Source organism: Streptomyces minutiscleroticus (assembly GCF_014650875.1).
In the GTDB taxonomy this organism is placed as follows: domain Bacteria; phylum Actinomycetota; class Actinomycetes; order Streptomycetales; family Streptomycetaceae; genus Streptomyces; species Streptomyces minutiscleroticus.
On the sequence record NZ_BMVU01000012.1, the window covers coordinates 117,294 to 134,995 of the forward strand.

Here is a 17,702-nt window from a genome sequence, read left to right on the forward strand (position 1 = left end):
GTGTCGCGTACCGCATGCCGTGCCCAGCAGCGTGTCGCGTACCGCATGCCGTGCCCAGCAGCATGTCGCGCACCGCATGCCGTGCGCCCGGCTCCCGCGTGGGGCGGCCGGGCGCACGGGCGCGGAGGGGGCGGCGTCAGACGGGCGACCCGGGCCGGGCCGTCGCGGCGACCCGGTCGAACACCCCGCTCTCCGGGTCGGCGTCCGAGAGCAGGTACGCCTGGGCCTCGCCGACGTCGAAGTACATGCCGTGCAGTTCCAGCGACCCCTGACGCAGGGCCCGCTCGACGGACCCGTGGGACCGCAGGTGCTCCAGCTGCTGCATGACATTGGCCAGGGACAGCCGCTCCACGGCGTCGGCGGACTCCCGTCCGGCGATGTGCGGCGCGGACCCGTCCTCGGCGGCCACCCGCTCCAGACTGGGCCGTCCGTGCCGCAGCCACCGCCTCAGCGGCGACGGGGAGCCGTCCGCGTCCATGGTCAGCAGCGCCTGCATCGCCCCGCAGCCGGAGTGCCCGCACACCGTGACGGACCGCACCCGCAGCACGTCCACGGCGTACTCGATCGCGGCCGCCACCGAGTCGTCCCCGCCCTCCTCGCCGGGCAGCGGTACGAGGTTGCCCACGTTCCGCACGACGAAGAGGTCGCCGGGACCGCTCGATGTGATCATCGAGGTGACGAGGCGTGAGTCGGCGCAGGTGAGGAAGAGCTGCACGGGCTTCTGCCCCTCGCGCGCCAGGCGGGCCAGCTCGCCGCGCATCAGCGGCGCGGTGTTCCGCTGGAACGCGCTGATGCCGTCGGCCAGCCGGTGCCTGCTCGGCCGCGCGTCCGGCGGCGCCGTGGGCGGGCTCTCGCAGTGGTGGTTGCGCCAGGGCGTCCAGGGGCGGCAGCGGCAGGGCGAGCCGCTCGCGGTCTCTGCGATGCGCGTCCCGGTCCGCCCGGTGATCCCGACCCGGCCGCCCTGCGCCGTGTGCGCGTTCTGCCAGTCGTGCAGCGCCTCGTACGCCGCGTGGTCCATGAAGGAGCCGTCCAGCTCCACGACGGCCTCGGCCCCGCGGGGCACGGCGTGCAGCGCCCGGCTGAGCCGCGGCACGGCGAGGAAGGTCAGCTGTCCTCTGACGCGTACGTGATGGACCCCCTCCTTCTCCTCGTGCGTGATCCGGGTGCGGGTGAGGCGGTGCAGGGCGACGCCGACGGCCACGGCGACGCCCAGCGCGACGCCCTCCAGCACCCCGAAGAGCACGACGCCGAACGTGGTGACGACGTACACCAGCACCTCGCGGTGGCGGGTGACCGTGCGGATGTGGTTCAGGGACACCATCTGGATGCCGACGGACATCACCAGGGCGGCGAGCGCGGCGAGCGGGATCAGCTCCAGGGCGGGGACCAGGAGCAGCGTGGCCGCCACTACCCAAACGCCGTGCAGCATCGTGGAGTTCCGGCTCTCGGCGCCCGCGTGCACGTTCGCCGTGCTGCGTACGGCGACGCCGGCGACCGGCAGCCCGCCGAGCGCGCCGGAGACGATGTTCGCGGAGCCCTGGCCCAGCAGCTCCCGGTCGAGGTCGGAGCGCGTGGCCCCGGCGGGCGGCGGGCCCGGGCGCCGCGCCACCAGTTTGTCCACGGCGACGGCGCCGAGCAGCGACTGCACGCTGCACACCAGGGTGGTGGTCAGCACCGCGGCGACGATGCCGGTCACCGGTCCCTCGGGCAGCCCGGCCAGTGCGTGGCTGTGCCAGGAGGGCAGGTCGACCCGGGGCAGCGTGAGCCCGGCGAACGAGGCGACCGCGGTGGCGGCGGCGACCGCGACCAGGGCGGCCGGAAGCTTGCGCAGCAACTGTCCGGCCCGCCCGGGCAGCCGGGGCCAGGCGAACAGCACCGCGAGCGTGAGCGCGCTCGTCGACACCGCGGCCGGCCGGAGGTCCGCCAGCTGGGCGGGGAGCGCGAGCAGGTTGTCGACGACGGCGCTCTGCGGGGTGCCGCCGAGGACGATGTGCAGCTGGGCCACGGCGATGGTGACGCCGATGCCGGCCAGCATGCCGTGCACGATGGCGGGGCTGACGGCGAGCGCGGTACGGGCCACGCGCAGGCAGCCCAGGCCCAGCTGGGCGAGGCCGGCGAGCACGGTGATGGCGCAGGTGGTCCGCCATCCGTACTGGTGGATGAGGTCGGCGGTGACGACGGTGAGCCCGGCGGCGGGACCGCTCACCTGGAGCGGGGCGCCGCCGAGGAGTCCGGCGACGAGGCCGCCGACGGCCGCGGCGACGAGGCCCGCCTGGAGCGGGGCGCCGGTGGCGAGGGCGATGCCGAGGGACAGGGGCAGGGCGATCAGGAAGACGGCGACGGACGCCGACAGATCGGCTCCCGACACGCGGAACGGGCGGAACCGGCGGAACCGGGACCGCGGCGGGCTGTGCGGCGGATGGGTGCGCTCCGTCCGAGGTGAGTCGGCGGTGCGGGCGGGGACGCAGGCGGACATTCTTTCCCGTCTCCTCCGGGGCGGCGCGGTCGCGGAACGAAGTGGCCCCCGCCGGTCGGCGGGGGTGGGTCGCGGCCGTGGGTCACGGCGTGCAGCGGCGGGATCATCAACAGTCGGTAAATGGACCGTAATGCAGAGTAAAGGGTTTGTCTCAAAAATCCGGGCAAATGGTGCAATTGTCCACTCGGACGAGTGAATAAGTATGTCGATCGGCTTGTCGGAACCTCTCCTTCCGGGGTGTGTGCGACCGTGACGGCGCTGCCCGGTATGCCCTGGTTTCCAGGAGCCCTCGCGAGGGTGTCCCGCTCTCGTGCCGGACTCTCGGCGAAGCCCGGCACCGGCCCTGCTCCGACTCGAAGGAAGAAGGTGGGCGGAGATGGCCGCCACCCAGAGGATCGCCGCGGGCGTCACGGTCGCCGCCGTCTGCGCCGCGGCACTCGCCGGCTGCGCGTCCGAGGACGGCGACGCCCGGCGAGGCGCGCACGGCTCGAAGGAAGGGGCGCACGGTGTCCGGCAGCCCGGGGCGGCCGCGCCGGGAAGCGTGATGCGGCCGATCGGCGACGGGTCCACGGCGTACACCGGGGCCCAGCCGCACCAGCCGCGGGCCGAGCGCCTGAAACCCGGCCAAAGACCCCCGCAGTTCGTGGTGTTCTCCTGGGACGGCGCCGGCGAGGACGGCCAGAAGCTGTTCTCCCGCTTCCGCAAGGTCGCCAGGGAGAACAGGGCGGCGATGACGTTCTTCCTCAGCGGCGTGTACATGCTGCCGGAGGAGAAGCGCGAGCTCTACCGGCCGCCGGGGCACGCGCGGGGCAGCTCCGACATCGGTTTCAACGACGAGCGGGGCATCCGCGCCACCGTCGGGCAGCTGCGCAAGGCGTGGCTGGAGGGCAACGAGATCGGCACCCACTTCAACGGACACTTCTGCGGCGAGGGCGGCGGCGGTGAGTGGTCGGTCGAGGACTGGAAGGACGAGATCGCCCAGGCGAAGTCCTTCGTGAAGGAGTGGAGGACCAACACGGGCCTGGAGAAGGTCTCCCCGCTCCCCTTCGACTACGACAAGGAGCTCGTCGGCGGCCGCACGCCCTGCCTGGAGGGGCGGAAGAACTTCGTGCGGGCCGCCCGGCAGCTGGGCTTCCGCTACGACACCAGCGGCGTCGACGAGCAGGTCTGGCCGGAGAAGAAGAAGGGCCTGTGGGACCTGTCGATGCAGCTCGTCCCGGTTCCGGACCGCGACTTCGAGACGCTCACCATGGACTACAACTTCATGGTCAACCAGTCCGGCACCACGACCCAGGGCGACCCGGACCGGCACGAGTACTGGGGCGACCAGATGCGCGACGGCCTGCTGAAGGGGTTCAAGCGCGCGTACAGGGGCAACCGCGCCCCGTTGATCATCGGCAATCACTTCGAGTCCTGGAACGGCGGCGCCTACATGAGGGCCGTGGAGGAGACCGTCGAACGCGTCTGCACCAAGCCCGAGGTGCGCTGCGTCTCCTTCCGCCAGCTCGCCGACTGGCTCGACGCGCAGGACCCGAGGACGCTGGACAAGCTGCGCACCCTGAAGGTGGGCGAGTCCCCCCGCAAGGGCTGGGGCTCCTTCCTGTCGGGCAGACCTGCCCCGGCCCCGAAGGGCGTCCCGGGCGCCCCGGCGGCGAAGAAGTAGCGAGCGCCGACCGGGAGCGGCGGGACGCCCGGGACCGGGCGGCGGCTCAGGCCGTCGCCGCCACCCGCTCGCCCAGGACGAAGTCCGGGTCGACCTGGGCCGCCAGGTCGGTCCCGGTCCGCTCGTTGCCCCAGGACCGCGCGTTCTTCAGGTGGAAGTGCACCATCTGGCGCGTGTAGCGCTCCCAGTCGCGCAGCTCGTACGTGGCGTCGGCGGCTTCCCGCAGGGCGCGCAGCGCGCGGTGGTTGCCGTCCTCCAGGAGTTCGAACCGCGGCGGGCGGCCCTTCTCCATGGCGCGCACCCAGTCCGAGTGCCCGACCGTCACCAGCAGGTCGTCGCCGACCTCGGCGCGCAGGAAGTCGACGTCGTCCTGGCCCTGCACCTTGTTGCCGACGACCTTGAGGGTGACGCCGTAGTCGCGGGCGTACTCCTTGTACTGGCGGTAGACGGAGACCCCCTTCCGGGTCGGCTCGGCCACGAGGAAGGTGATGTCGAAGCGGGTGAACATGCCGGACGCGAAGGAGTCCGAGCCCGCTGTCATGTCGACCACCACGTACTCGTCGCGGCCGTCGGCCAGGTGGTTCAGGCACAGCTCCACCGCTCCGGTCTTGGAGTGGTAGCAGGCGACTCCGAGGTCGGCTTCGGTGAAGGGGCCGGTGACCATCAAACGGACGGTGCCGCCGTCGAGTTCCACCGGGCGCGCGCAGGCGTCGTAGACCGGGTTGTCCTCGCGCACCCGCAGCAGGCGCGAGCCCTCGCCGGGCGGTGTCGTCTTGATCATCGAGTCGGCGGAGGCGATGCGCGGGTTGGTGCCGCGCAGATAGTCCTTGATCAGCGGCAGCCGCGCGCCCATGGCGGGCAGCCCGTCGGCGACCGCGTCGTCGAGGCCGAGCGCGGCGCCCAGGTGCTGGTTGATGTCGGCGTCGACCGCGACGACCGGCGCTCCGGTGGCGGCGAGATGGCGGATGAACAGGGAGGACAGCGTCGTCTTGCCGCTGCCGCCCTTCCCGACGAAAGCAATTTTCATGTTCAGTAAGGTAGCGGCGGGCGCGGCCCGGAGGGCGGGAAGGCGTGAAGAAGACCACTCCAACGGGGAGTCCTCGGCCAGGGTGCGTAGGGTCGTACTCATGAGTACGACAGGAGCGAGTGCCGACCCTCCCCCGAGCTCCCGGACGGGCTCGGGCGCGGGGGACCCCCTTGCGACGCTGGGCACGCTGCCCGGGGTGCCCGAGGCGGTGGAGTCCGTGCGCAAGGCCGTGGACCGTGTCTACGGGCACCGCATCATGCGGCGGCGCAGCAACGAGATCACCTCCGAGGCGGCACTGCGCGGCTCCCGCGGTTCGGCGGCGCTCGCCGGTGCCGACTGGGCCCTCGAAGAAGTGCGGCGGCGCACGGACTTCAGCGGCGACGACGAGGCCCGGCGGGTCGGCGCGGCGCTGCGGCTGACGGCCGAGGCGGGGCAGCTGCTGTCCATCTGGCGGCAGTCGCCCCTGCGCGTGCTGGCGCGGCTGCACCTGGTGGCGGCCGCGGACGGGCGGGAGGAGGTCGGGCGTCCGCGCCAGGCCGGCGAGCCCGTCGAGGAGCCGCTGATCGAGCTGCCCCTGCCGGACCCGGACGAGGTGGCCGGACGCCTGGAGGGCCTCTCGCGGCTGGTCGTCGCCGGCAGTGCGGCGCCCGCCCTGGTGACGGCCGCCGTGGTCCACGGCGAACTGCTGGCCCTGCGACCCTTCGTCTCGCACAACGGGCAGGTCGCCCGGGCCGCCGAGCGCATCGTCCTGATCGGCAGCGGCCTCGACCCCAAGGCCGTCTGCCCGGCGGAGGTCGGTCACGCGGAGCTGGGGCGGGCGGCCTACGTGGCCGCGCTGGAGGGTTACGTCTCCGGCACCCCCGAGGGCATGGCGGCCTGGATCGCCCACTGCGGCAGGGCGGTGGAACTGGGAGCCAGGGAGTCGACCGCGGTGTGCGAGGCACTTCAGCGCGGAGCCGCCTGAGCACCGCTTTCCGGAAATGCACCGCGCCGGACCGGCCGGTCCGGCGCGGATGATCACGCGCGGGTGATTGCGATCGGATGATTCCGATCGGATGATCACGTGCGGGTGATTCCCTGGAAAAGGGTCCGGAAAAAAGGGGCGGCGGTACGAATGACCGTACCGCCGCCGACATGTCCACCGCGTTACCAGGCGTGCTCGATATGTCGCCCATCAGGTCGGGAACTGTTGCCCGTCACCTGGTGCGGCTGGCCCGTAATCGACGGGTCGGCGTCGCGTGGGTACGTGGTGTCCATGCTCGGTCCGTGGGGCCGTGAAATGAGTTGGTGGGTGATCCTCTCGGATGTCCCCGGTCTCGCGGGCCGTTAAAACCTTTGTACTCCAGGTCCCGGACGAGCGAAAGCCCTGCCCGCACTTCTTTACTTTTGCCCTCAAAACAGCATGAAACGGACTGCTGGACGGATGCCCTCCGCACACGCCCTCCCGGGGGTCCGCATGGCCTCCCGGGGCGCCGGCCTCCTCCGGGGTGACGTCCGGGGTCGCCCTTCGGGGGTGCCTCAGACCGCCGCCGGGCGGCGCCTGCTCGCGTACCAGACCAGTCCCGCCGTCGCCGCGGCCGCTCCTATGGCCGCGGCCGCGACGAGGGCCGGCCGCGGCCGCGCGGGCAGCCGCTGCTTGAGGCGCACGGGGTGGTGGAAGTCCAGGACGGGCCATCCGCGCGCGAGGGCCTCGCGGCGCAGCGACCGGTCCGGGTTGACCGCGTGCGGGTGGCCGACCGACTCCAGCATCGGCACGTCCGTGGCCGAGTCGCTGTAGGCGTAGCAGCGTGCGAGGTCGTACCCCTCGGAGGCGGCCAGCTCCTTGACCGCCTCGGCCTTCGTCGGCCCGTACGCGTAGTACTCCACCTCGCCCGTGAAGCAGCCGTCGTCGCCCACCACCATCCGGGTCGCCACCACGCGGTCGGCGCCCAGCAGTTCGCCGATCGGCTCGACGACCTCCGCCCCGGAGGTGGAGACGATCACGACGTCGCGGCCCGCCATGTGGTGCTCCTCGATGAGGGAGGCCGCCTCGTCGTAGATGATCGGATCGATCAGGTCGTGCAGCGTCTCCGCGACGATCTCCTTGACCTGCCGGACGTTCCAGCCGCGGCACAGGGCGGAGAGGTACTTGCGCATCCGCTCCATCTGGTCGTGGTCGGCGCCGCCGGCCGTGAAGATGAACTGGGCATATGCGGTCCGCAAGACCGCCCTGCGGTTGATCAGTCCTCCTTGATAGAAGGACTTGCTGAACGTGAGTGTGCTCGACTTCGCAATGACCGTCTTGTCCAGGTCGAAGAAGGCCGCTGTGCGGGGCAAGGAGTGGTTTTCCACGGGCCTGAGCATAGGCGCCCACCATTCGGCGTAAGGTGGGGCGCGTGGGTTTGCCTGAGAGGGCTCTCGGGTACACCATGGAAGTCACGGATCGTTCGCGACCGTGCTAACCCGGCCCGACTCCTCCCCCCCCGAGTCGGCCGTGGGGACGACCCCCGCTCTCCCCCCCGGCGGGGGTCGTCGCATGTCCGGATGGGTTTCTCCGTCCCTTCTCCCGCTGTCCGGGCCGCGCTGCGCGCGCGGCCCGGTTCGTCTCTGTGCACGCATGATCCGCTACGGAGCGTAATGGGCGGGCTGCTCGTTCGAAGTCGCGAGTGAGTCACCTGTTTGGGTGAAGGCGATATTCACAACCACCGAGTTGTCCACAGTTATCGCCCAAGATCCACGCGATTTCCGGGATCGCCGCATCGTGATTCCGACGCGTCCCGCTCGCGGAAGTCCTCGGTCGCCTCCGGCTCGCCCCACGGGCAATGGCCGGTTCGTATCGGCGGTTCATATGGAGTGCCGGTTGCCGGTTCTTCGCGCGAACGGGAATGGCGGGGCCGCAGGGGCCCCGCGGTATACGCGGCGAAGGGGGATGGAAATCGTGGCGGGAGCCATCACGCACGACCGGCCGCCGGCCGCCGAGGAGCGGCGGGACGGACCGTTGATCGTCACCGAGGACGCCGAGCTCCTGGACGACCTGCTGCGGCTGTGTGCCGCGGCGGGCGCCCGGCCCGAGGTCCACCACGGGATGCCCGCGTGCAGGGGCGAGTGGGAGACGGCGCCTCTCGTCCTGGTCGGCGACGACGCCGCGCGCCGGGTGCGCGGCGCCGTGCGCAGACGCGGAGTGGTGCTGGTGGGGCGGGACCAGGACGACCCCGGGGTCTGGCAGCGCGCCGTACGGATCGGCGCCGACCATGTGCTGCTGCTGCCCGACGGCGAGCAGTGGCTGGTCGACCGCATCGCCGACGTGGCGGAGGGGGCCGGGCCGCCCGCGCTCACCGTGGGCGTGATCGGCGGCCGGGGCGGCGCGGGGGCGTCCACGCTCGCCTGCGCGCTGGCCGTCACCTCGGCACGCCAGGGCAGGCGCACGCTGCTCATCGACGCCGATCCGCTGGGCGGCGGACTCGACGTGCTCCTCGGCGGCGAGACGGCGGAGGGCCTGCGCTGGCCGGCGTTCGCCGCCTCCCGGGGGCGTGTCGGCGGCGAAGCCCTGGAGGAGTCGCTGCCCGAACTGCACGCGCTGCGCGTCCTCAGCTGGGACCGCGGCGACTGCGTCGCCGTCCCGCCGCAGGCCGTGCGGGCGGTGCTGGCCGCGGCCCGCAGGCGCGGCGGCGCGGTGGTCGTGGACCTGCCCCGGCGCGTCGACGAGGGCGTCGCCGAGGCTCTGGCCCAGGTGGACCTGGGCGTGCTCGTGGTCCCGGCCGAGCTGCGCGCGGTCGCGGCGGCGGGACGGGTGGCGTCCGCGGCGGGCATGGTCCTGCCCGACCTCAGGGTCGCGGTCCGGGGGCCGTACGCGCCCGGGCTCGACGACCGCGAAGTGGCCCGGCTCCTGGGACTCCCACTGATCGGCGAGGTGCCGGCGGACCCGGGACTGCCCGCCGTCCAGGAGAAGGGCAGGCCGCCCGCGGGCGACGGACGGGGCCCGCTGGCCCGCTTCTGCACAGCCTTCTGGGACCGGGCCGAGAGCGCCGGAGGAAGCACGTGAGCGGGCGGACGCGGGAGCGGACGGTGGTGACACCGGCGGCGGCAGCGGTGGCCGCGAGCACACGGCCGGGCGGGCACGGACGCGGCGGGCCGGTGTCCGCGTCCAGGGGACCGGCGTCCGCGTCCACGGCGACGGAGCCGCCGGCTCACGGCGGGCTGCTGGACGGGGTGCGGCGGTGGCTCGCCGTCCGCGGGGCCGAACCCACTCCCGCCCGGGTGGCGCAGGCGCTCCGGGAGCAGGGCCGAGTGCTCGGGGACGCCGAGATCCTGCGCACGACGGAGCGGCTGCGCTCGGAGCTGATCGGCGCCGGGCCGCTGGAGCTGCTGCTGGCGGACCCCTCCGTGACCGACGTGCTGGTGTCGGCGCCCGACCGGGTGTGGGTCGACCGGGGCGGCGGCCTGGAGCCGACGGGGATCTCCTTCCCGGACGCGGCGGCCGTACGGCGTCTGGCACAGCGCCTCGCGGCGGTGGCCGGACGGCGGCTCGACGACGCCCACCCCTGGGTCGACGCGCGGCTCCCGGACGGCACGAGACTGCACGCGGTGCTGCCGCCGGTCGCCGTCGGGTCGACCTGCCTGTCGCTCCGGGTCGTCCGGCCGAGGGCGTTCACGCTCGACGAACTGGTCGCGGCGGGCACGGTGCCGCCGGGCGGTGACCGGCTGCTGCGGGCGCTGCTCGACGCGCGTCTGTCGTTCCTCGTCAGCGGAGGGACGGGCAGCGGCAAGACCACGCTGCTCAGCGCGTTGCTGGGACTGGTCGGACCGGGCGAGCGGATCGTGCTGGCCGAGGACTCGGCGGAGCTGCGCCCCGACCACCCCCATGTGGTCCGGCTGGAGTCACGGCCGCCGAACCAGGAGGGCGCCGGGCTGGTCACGCTGCAGGACCTGGTGCGCCAGGCCCTGCGGATGCGGCCGGACCGGCTGGTCGTCGGCGAGGTGCGCGGACCGGAGGTCGTCCATCTGCTGGCCGCGCTGAACACGGGCCACGAGGGCGGCTGCGGGACCGTCCACGCCAATGCCGCGTCCGGGGTGCCGGCCCGCCTGGAGGCGCTCGGCACGGCGGCGGGACTGGACCGGGCCGCGCTGCACAGCCAGCTGGCCGCCGCGCTGTCGGTGGTGATCCACCTCGTGCGCGACCGGTCGGGGCGGCGGCGGATCGCCGAGGTGCACGTCCTGGAGCGGGACGCGTCGGGGCTGGTGGTGACGGTTCCGGCGGTGCGCTGGGGCGCGGAGGCCTTCGTGCACGAGCGGGGGTGGGAGCGACTGCGCGGGCTGCTCGGCGGCGCCATGGGCGATGCCGCCGACGGTGTCGCCGGTGGGGCAACCGCCGGGGGTGGGGCCGTCGTCGGCGCCGCCCGTACGGAAGTGCCGAGGGACGTCGCGCGGGGCGGGATTCCGAAGGGGCGGAAAAGGGGTGCGGGACCGTGACGGAAGCACATGACATGTCGGTGGGCGCGGCCCTGGTGTGCGCCGGGATGGCGGCCTGGCTGATGAGCGATCGCAGGACGAGCGGGCGGCGGGCGCGGCTGCTGTGCGCCGGCGGTGGCGTGACGGGACCCGGTCCGCCGGTGTGGGACGGGGCGCGGCGGGTTCTGCGGGCGCCGCGCCGGCTGCCCGGCGAGTGGTGGTCGCTGGCCGCCGGAGCACTGGTCGCGCTGCTGGGCACGTCCGTCGTGCCGCTCGTCGTGGGAGCGCTCGGAGTGCCGCTGGTACGGCGCACTCTGCGGGTCCGCGCGGCGCGGCGGACGCGGGAGGCGCGGGCCGAGGCGGTGATCGCGCTCTGCGGGACGCTCGCGGGAGAGGTACGGGCGGGGCGCCAGCCGGGCGAGGCGCTGCTGTGCGCGGCGCGGGACTCGGACGGGCTCGGCGAGGCACGGGAGATGGTGCTGGCGGCGGCACGGTTCGGCGGGGACGTGCCGGGCGCGCTCACCGAGGCCGCGCGGACACCGGGAGCCGACGGGCTGCTGGGCCTCGCCGCGTGCTGGCGGGTGGCCGTGGACGGCGGCGCCGGACTGGCGGCCGGGCTCGACCGGCTGGAGGGCGCCCTGCGCGCCGAGCGGGACCAGCGTGCGGAGGTGCGCGCCCAACTGGCGGGTGCCCGGTCCACCGCCGTGCTGCTCGCGGGACTGCCCGTGCTGGGGCTGCTCCTCGGCACCGCGCTCGGCGCCGACCCGCTGCACGTGGTGCTGCACACGGCTCCGGGCCTTGCGTGCCTGCTCGCCGGCGGGGCGCTGGAGGCGGCGGGGCTGTGGTGGGCGCTGCGGATCGTACGGGGAGCGGAGGCGCGATGAGTCCGGAAACCGTCCACAGGCTGGGTGCGGCGGTGTGCGCGATGGCGGCGCTGTGGTCCGTGGCGCACGTGTCGGGGGGCGTCCGCGGAAGACGGCGAGCGCGGGAACGGCTGGCCGGACTGCTGGACGTGACGCCGGCACGCAGGACGCCCCGGTGCGACGTACGTGCCGCCGTGCGGCGAGGGCTGCCCGTCGCGGGGGCGGTGTGTGCCGGGTGGGTGCTGATCGGTGGGGTCCCGGGCGGCGCGACGGGCCTGGTGGCCGGAGCCGGACTCCTGTGGTGGCGGCTGCGACGTGCCCCTCGGGAGGCGGTGGGGGCGGTGACGGGCCGGGAGGCGGCGCGAGCGGGACGTCAGGTGCCGCTCGCCGCGGACCTGCTGGCGGCGTGCGTCATGGCCGGGGCGAGTCCCGTGGCGGCCGCCCGGGCCGTGGGCGAGGCGCTGGGCGGGCCCCTCGGGGGCCGCCTGGCCAGAGGCGCCGCGGAGGTACGGCTCGGAGCGGACCCGGCGACCGCGTGGCGCGAGGTGGCCGCCGTGCCGGACGCGGCGGCGCTGGCCCGGCTGCTGGAGCGGGCGGGCGAGTCGGGCGTACCGGCGGCCGGACCGGTCGCCCGGCTGGCCGCCGAGGCCCGCGCCCGCCGGGCGCGGACCGCCACGGCCCGGGCACGCCGGGCGGGCGTCATGATCACCGCCCCGGTGGGCCTGTGCTTCCTCCCCGCCTTCATCGCCGTCGGCGTGCTGCCGGTGGTGATCGGCCTGGCGGGCGGGCTGCTGGAGGGAGGCGGCGGATGACGGACCGACACGACGGGACCGGACGGCGCACACGCGGTCGACGGGACCGACGAGGCCGACGGAGCGAAGAGACGACGGGATGCGGGACGGACGAGACGCAGGGAGCGGTGAACGGGATGAAGCGAGCGGTGAAGGAAGAGGCGGCACGGGTGCGGGGCCTGGCGTACGGAGCGCGGGCCGTACGCGGGGACACGGGGATGGTCACGTCCGAGTACGCGGTGGGGATCATCGCGGCGGTGGCGTTCGCGGCGGCGCTCTACAAGGTGCTGACGAGCGGCCAGGTCAGTGGGGAACTGCAGGACATCGTGAGGCGGGCGCTCGATGTCCGGATGTGAGGGGCTCGTGCGGGGACGGGAGGGACCGGCCCGTGGACGGAACGGGCCGGTACGGGGGCGACAGGAGCCGGTGCGGGGACGGAGGGGGTCGGCACGGTGGCGGAAAGGACTCGCGTTGAGCTGGAAGGGGACGGTCCGGGGCCGCCCCGCCCGGCCACCGGACCAGGGATTCGTGACGGCTGAGACCGCGGTCGTGCTTCCGGCGCTGGTGCTGTTCGCCATGGGACTCGTCTGGGCTCTGCTCGCCGCGTCCGCGCAGATCCAGTGCGTGGACGCGGCGCGGGCGGGCGCCCGGGCCGCGGCCCGCCAGGACCCGCCCGGCACCGTCGTGGAGACGGCACGCCGGGCGGCCCCGGAGGGAGCGCGGGTCGCGGTGAGCCGCGAGGGCGACCTCGTGCACGTCGTGGTCGCGGCGCACCCTCCAGGCCCGGACGGGTTGACGCTCGAGCTGAGCCACGAGGCCGTGGCGCTGGCGGAGGAGACGGTGGGAGCGGGCGGATGAGAAGGGTGCGGAGGGGGCGGCCGGAGCCCGCACGAACGGCCGGACGCCCGGGACCGGCCGAGCCCCACAAGGGCGAACCCGGGCTCCGAGGCGAACCCGGGCTCGGCCGCGGGCCCGGACGCAGACGTGGGTCCGGACGCGGGGCCGAACGCGGCAGACACGGGTCGGGCGGTGCGGACCGGGGCTCCGCCACCGTGTGGACCGTCGCCGCGCTCGCCGTCCTGACCATTGTCTTCGGTGCCGTTCTGATCGCCGGACAGGCGGTGGTCGTACGGCACCGGGCAGCGGGCGCCGCCGACCTGGCGGCGCTCGCGGCGGCGGACCACTGGGCGGACGGCGGGGCGGCGGCCTGCGGTGCGGCGGACCGGGTGGCGCGGGCACAGGGCACGCGCGTCGCGCGGTGCGCGCTGTACGGCGAGGTCTCGGACGTCACGGCGGTGGCGGGCCGGGGACTGCTCGCCGCCGAGGTCAGAGCACGCGCGGGCCCGGCAGGCCCGGCAGAGCCGGCAGCTCCTGCGGACCCGGCGAGCCGGACAGACCCGGCGGCCCCGGTCACCACGACGCGCCCATGACCATGATGGTGACCAGGACGGAAGGCGAAGGATCAATTGAAACGGACTGGAACGGGCCGCAACGGACCTCAAAGGAATGGAGCAGGCGGCACGGGCGGCACGGGGGGCACGGCACCAGCCTGTGGCGTCAGGGACCGGCCCTCTGCGTCAGCGCTGGCCCTCAGCGTCAGGCACCGGTCCTCAGCATCAGGCACCGGCCCCTGCGTCAGTCGTCGGCGCCGAGCCCCGCCCCGGACACCTCCGCCGCCCCGGACGGCCGTACCCCGTTCCCTCCTGTTTCCCCCGTCCCCCCGTCCACCTGATCCTCCATACCGTCTTCGCCGTCCCCGGCGTCCTCGCCGGGCGCCCCCCGTAGGAGCACGGACAGCAGGCGCACCGCTCCGCGTTTGTGCAGGGGGTCGTTGCCGTTGCCGCACTTGGGGGACTGGATGCAGGACGGGCAGCCGGCGTCGCACTCGCAGGAGGCGATGGCCTCGCGGGTGGCCGCGAGCCACGCGCGGGCGGTGTGGAAGGCGCGCTCCGCGAAACCCGCGCCACCCGGATGGCCGTCGTACACGAAGACGGTGGGCAGCAGGGTGTCGGGGTGGAGGGGGACGGAGACGCCGCCGATGTCCCAGCGGTCGCAGGTGGCGAAGAGCGGCAGCATGCCGATGGAGGCGTGCTCGGCGGCGTGCAGGGCGCCGCCGAGGATCTCCGGGTTCACCCGGGCGGCGTCGAGCTGGTCCTCGGTGACCGTCCACCACACCGCGCGGGTGCGCAGCGTACGGGGAGGGAGGTCGAGCTTGGTCTCGCCGAGCACCTCGCCGGTGATGAGGCGGCGGCGCAGGAAGGAGACGACCTGGTTGGTGACCTCGACGGAGCCGTAGCACAGGCGCCCCTCGCCCCAGGGGACCTCGACGTCGGTCTCCAGGACGGAGATGGCGGTGGTGTCGCGGGCGACGGTGGTGTACGGCGGGTCGGCCTGCTCGACCAGGGCGACGGAGTCCTCCAGGTCCAGCTTGCGCACCAGATACGTACGGCCCTGGTGGAGGTGGACCGCGCCCTCGTGGACGGCCGTGTGCGCGGCGGCGGCGTCGACCGTGCCCAGCAGCCGTCCCGTCGCCTCCTCGACGACCTGCACCGGGCGGCCGCCCGCGCCGCGGATGTCGGTGAGGTCGGCGGCCCGTTCGCGGCGCGTCCAGTGCCAGGCCTTCGTCCGGCGGCGCAGCAGTTTCGCGGCCTCCAGCTGCGGCAGCAGCCCGGCGGCGGCCGGGCCGAACAGCGGCAGGTCGTCGTCGGTCAGGGGCAGCTCGGCCGCCGCGGCGCACAGGTGGGGCGCCAGGACGTAGGGGTTGTCGGGGTCGAGGACGGTGGACTCCACCGGCTGGTCGAACAGGGCCTCGGGGTGGTGGACGAGGAAGGTGTCCAGCGGGTCGTCGCGGGCGACCAGCACCGCCAGGGCCCCTTGCCCGGCCCGGCCGGCGCGGCCCGCCTGCTGCCACAGCGAGGCCCGTGTGCCCGGGTAGCCGGAGATGAGGACGGCGTCCAGGCCGGAGACGTCGACGCCGAGTTCCAGGGCGGTGGTGGCGGCGAGGCCGAGGAGCTCGCCGGAGTGGAGGGCGCGTTCGAGGGCTCGGCGCTCCTCGGGCAGATAGCCGCCGCGGTAGGCGGCCACGCGCCGGACGAGCGAGCGGTCGACCTCGGCGAGCCGTTCCTGGGCGATCACGGAGATCAGTTCGGCGCCCCGGCGGGAGCGGACGAAGGCGACCGAGCGCACGCCCTGCACGGTCAGGTCGGTGAGCAGGTCGGCGGTCTCGGCGGTGGCGGTGCGCCGGACCGGTGCGCCCTTCTCGCCGTGCAGCTCGGTGAGCGGCGGCTCCCACAGGGCGAAGACCATCTCGCCGCGCGGGGAGGCGTCGTCGGCGACCTCGACCACGGGCAGGCCGGTCAGCCGGCCGGCGGCGACGGAGGGCTCGGCGGCGGTCGCGGAGGCCAGCAGGAAGACGGGGGAGGAGCCGTAGCGGGCGCACAGCCGGCGCAGCCGCCGCAGCACCTGGGCGACGTGGGAGCCGAAGACGCCCCGGTAGGTGTGGCACTCGTCGACGACGACATAGCGCAGGGCCCGCAGGAAGGAGGACCAGCGCGGATGGGAGGGAAGTATTCCGCGGTGCAGCATGTCGGGGTTGGTCAGTACGTAGTTGGCGTACTGGCGTACCCACTCGCGTTCCTCGACGGCGGTGTCGCCGTCGTAGACCGCGGCACGCACGGCGCTGCCCAGAGGATGTGAAAGTTCCTTCACGGACCGGCACTGGTCCGCGGCGAGGGCCTTCGTGGGGGAGAGGTACAGGGCGGTGGCGCCGCGTCCGTTGGGGGCCTCGGAGCCGTCGAGCAGGCACGACAGCACCGGTACGAGATAGGCCAGGGACTTGCCCGAGGCGGTGCCGGTGGCGACGACGACCGACTCGCCGTCCAGCGCGTGCTCGGCGGCGCGCGCCTGGTGGGTCCAGGGGTGCTCGATCCCGGCCTCCCGCACCGCCGCGACGACCTCCGGACGGATCCGGTCAGGCCAGACGGCATGCCGACCCGCACGCGGGGGCAAGTGCTCCGTATGAGTGATGCGCGAAGCCCGGCTCGGCCCCGAGGCGAGCCGGTCCAGGACCGTGCCCGGAGCGGGGCGGGACGCGGTGCCTGCCGAGGATCGATCGGATCGGTGATTCTTGGCCATCGGCACCGAGTGTGTCACTGGCGTGACGGACAATGGGCCCAAGGCGTCGTGCACGCCTGCCGGTAAGTGATTGAATGCCAACGCGGCTGGCGTACCGTCCCGGGGGCTGAAGCCGAGGTGTCCCGAGGGACGACCGCTCGATAGCAAGGTGCTGGAGGATCCGTGGACCTGTCTCTGTCGACCCGTACCGTCGGCGATCGTACGGTCGTCGAGGTCGGTGGCGAAATCGATGTATATACCGCGCCCAAGCTGCGGGAGCAGCTGGTCGAGCTGGTGAACGACGGCAATTTCCACCTCGTCGTCGACATGGAGGGCGTGGACTTCCTCGACTCCACCGGTCTCGGCGTGCTGGTGGGCGGACTGAAGCGGGTGCGCGCCCACGAGGGCTCGCTGCGGCTGGTCTGCAACCAGGAGCGCATCCTGAAGATCTTCCGCATCACCGGCCTCACCAAGGTGTTCCCGATCCACACCTCGGTCGACGAAGCGGTGGCGGCGACCGACTGACCACCCGTCCGCGGGCCCCGTGGGCCCGGGACCCAGAAGCAACGCGGGGGGCCGGGCCTCGGCGGCCCGGCCCCCCGACCGCACGCCCGTAGTTCCGAGGGGGACGCATGGCCACCGTTGAGCTCCGCTTCAGCGCGCAGCCCGAGCACGTCAGGACCGCCCGGCTGGTGGCGGCAGCGGTGGCGCGCAGGGCCGGGGTGGACGAGGCCGTCCTCGACGAGGTCAGGCTCGCCGTCGGGGAGGCCTGCAGCCGGGCGGTGGGACTGCACCAGAACAGCGGCATCTCGGCGCCGGTGCTGGTGCAGCTGATCGAGGAGGAGAAGCAGTTCTCCATCGAGGTCGGCGACGAGGCGCCGCGGGCGTCCGCCGGCCACCACGCGCCGGGCACCCGGGGTGACGATCCGGACATGGACAGCGAGGAGGACGAGATGGGCCTCGCGGTCATCAGCGGCCTCGTCGACGACGTGGAAGTCACCGCCGGGGAGCACGGCGGTCTGATCAGGATGAGCTGGCCGACTACGCCGCCCGCCACGCTCCTCCCCTGATCCTCTGCGCTTCTCCCGTGAAAGGGCCCTGCTGAGCGGGGCCCTTTTTCCGTTGCCCCGTATTTTGTGAAGAAATTCACCAAACAATCCGATGATCCGCCGCCTGCGAATGGATCAAGCGTCAACGCTTTTGGGGCATTACCTCTTTCAGGCCCCCCGAGATCCGGGCGATCATTTGCTGTAGAGCACGAGAAGGCCAATTCCGCTTACCGCGCACTGTTTTGATCTAGTGGGGATCCCTACAATCCGTCCACATCTTGAGCTCAGCCCAA

General features: G+C 73.8%; 15 protein-coding genes. 11 read left to right on the top strand and 4 right to left on the bottom strand.

Annotation, left to right across the window (positions count from 1 at the left end; all coding sequences use genetic code 11):
- Window positions 1-136: 136 nt before the first annotated feature.
- Window positions 137-2,476: a bifunctional SulP family inorganic anion transporter/carbonic anhydrase gene (locus IE271_RS15275; RefSeq protein WP_190190836.1), complete on the bottom strand. Its 2,340-nt coding sequence runs from the start codon at window positions 2,474-2,476 to the stop codon at window positions 137-139.
- Window positions 2,477-2,852: 376 nt separating this feature from the next.
- Between IE271_RS15275 and IE271_RS15280 the strand changes: the two genes are divergently transcribed.
- A complete protein-coding gene (locus IE271_RS15280; RefSeq protein WP_190190837.1) occupies window positions 2,853-4,139 on the top strand; it encodes a polysaccharide deacetylase family protein in 1,287 nt (428 codons plus the stop codon).
- A 46-nt stretch (window positions 4,140-4,185) separates the two neighbouring features.
- On the opposite strand, the gene IE271_RS15285 is transcribed toward IE271_RS15280, so the two are convergent.
- The gene (locus tag IE271_RS15285) at window positions 4,186-5,166 is read right to left on the bottom strand and encodes an ATP-binding protein (protein WP_190190838.1); all 981 of its coding nucleotides are present in this window, start codon (window positions 5,164-5,166) and stop codon (window positions 4,186-4,188) included.
- 100 nt (window positions 5,167-5,266) lie between these two features.
- On the opposite strand from IE271_RS15285, the gene IE271_RS15290 reads away from it, so the two are divergent.
- On the top strand, window positions 5,267-6,130 hold the full coding sequence (locus IE271_RS15290; protein WP_190190839.1) for a Fic family protein: 864 nt from the start codon (window positions 5,267-5,269) through the stop codon (window positions 6,128-6,130).
- Between the two features lie 554 nt (window positions 6,131-6,684).
- On the opposite strand, the gene IE271_RS15295 is transcribed toward IE271_RS15290, so the two are convergent.
- Window positions 6,685-7,509: an HAD family hydrolase gene (locus IE271_RS15295; protein ID WP_190190840.1), complete on the bottom strand. Its 825-nt coding sequence runs from the start codon at window positions 7,507-7,509 to the stop codon at window positions 6,685-6,687.
- Between the two features lie 574 nt (window positions 7,510-8,083).
- On the opposite strand from IE271_RS15295, the gene ssd reads away from it, so the two are divergent.
- The 7 genes from ssd (at window position 8,084) to IE271_RS15330 (ending at window position 13,677) form a co-directional block, all read left to right on the top strand.
- Complete coding sequence (ssd, locus tag IE271_RS15300) at window positions 8,084-9,187, top strand: septum site-determining protein Ssd (protein WP_190190841.1); 1,104 nt, start codon at window positions 8,084-8,086, stop codon at window positions 9,185-9,187.
- Window positions 9,188-9,279: 92 nt separating this feature from the next.
- Entirely contained in the window at window positions 9,280-10,614 is a 1,335-nt protein-coding gene (locus tag IE271_RS15305; protein ID WP_229919353.1) for a TadA family conjugal transfer-associated ATPase, read from the top strand.
- A gap of 14 nt (window positions 10,615-10,628) precedes the next feature.
- A complete protein-coding gene (locus IE271_RS15310; protein WP_190190877.1) occupies window positions 10,629-11,477 on the top strand; it encodes a type II secretion system F family protein in 849 nt (282 codons plus the stop codon).
- Window positions 11,474-12,268 (top strand): type II secretion system F family protein, encoded by a 795-nt coding sequence (locus IE271_RS15315; RefSeq protein ID WP_190190842.1) that lies wholly within the window; start codon window positions 11,474-11,476, stop codon window positions 12,266-12,268. The genes IE271_RS15310 and IE271_RS15315 overlap by 4 nt, the downstream gene beginning before the upstream one ends.
- A 116-nt stretch (window positions 12,269-12,384) precedes the next feature.
- On the top strand, window positions 12,385-12,603 hold the full coding sequence (locus IE271_RS15320) for a DUF4244 domain-containing protein (protein WP_190190843.1): 219 nt from the start codon (window positions 12,385-12,387) through the stop codon (window positions 12,601-12,603).
- Between the two features lie 115 nt (window positions 12,604-12,718).
- Window positions 12,719-13,105: a TadE family type IV pilus minor pilin gene (locus IE271_RS15325; protein ID WP_229919354.1), complete on the top strand. Its 387-nt coding sequence runs from the start codon at window positions 12,719-12,721 to the stop codon at window positions 13,103-13,105.
- Between the two features lie 194 nt (window positions 13,106-13,299).
- Window positions 13,300-13,677, top strand: coding sequence for an Rv3654c family TadE-like protein (locus IE271_RS15330; protein WP_229919355.1), 378 nt, complete (start codon window positions 13,300-13,302; stop codon window positions 13,675-13,677).
- A gap of 205 nt (window positions 13,678-13,882) precedes the next feature.
- On the opposite strand, the gene sftH is transcribed toward IE271_RS15330, so the two are convergent.
- The gene (gene sftH / locus IE271_RS15335; RefSeq protein WP_229919356.1) at window positions 13,883-16,462 is read right to left on the bottom strand and encodes a DEAD/DEAH box helicase; all 2,580 of its coding nucleotides are present in this window, start codon (window positions 16,460-16,462) and stop codon (window positions 13,883-13,885) included.
- An 81-nt stretch (window positions 16,463-16,543) separates the two neighbouring features.
- On the opposite strand from sftH, the gene bldG reads away from it, so the two are divergent.
- Together bldG and IE271_RS15345 are read left to right on the top strand one after the other, a co-directional pair.
- Window positions 16,544-16,885 carry an anti-sigma factor antagonist BldG gene (gene bldG / locus IE271_RS15340; protein WP_009189842.1) on the top strand — a complete coding sequence of 114 codons (342 nt, stop codon included), beginning with the start codon at window positions 16,544-16,546 and terminating at the stop codon, window positions 16,883-16,885.
- Between the two features lie 107 nt (window positions 16,886-16,992).
- Window positions 16,993-17,430, top strand: a complete 438-nt coding sequence (locus tag IE271_RS15345; protein WP_190190846.1) for an ATP-binding protein — start codon at window positions 16,993-16,995, stop codon at window positions 17,428-17,430.
- Window positions 17,431-17,702 lie beyond the last annotated feature (272 nt).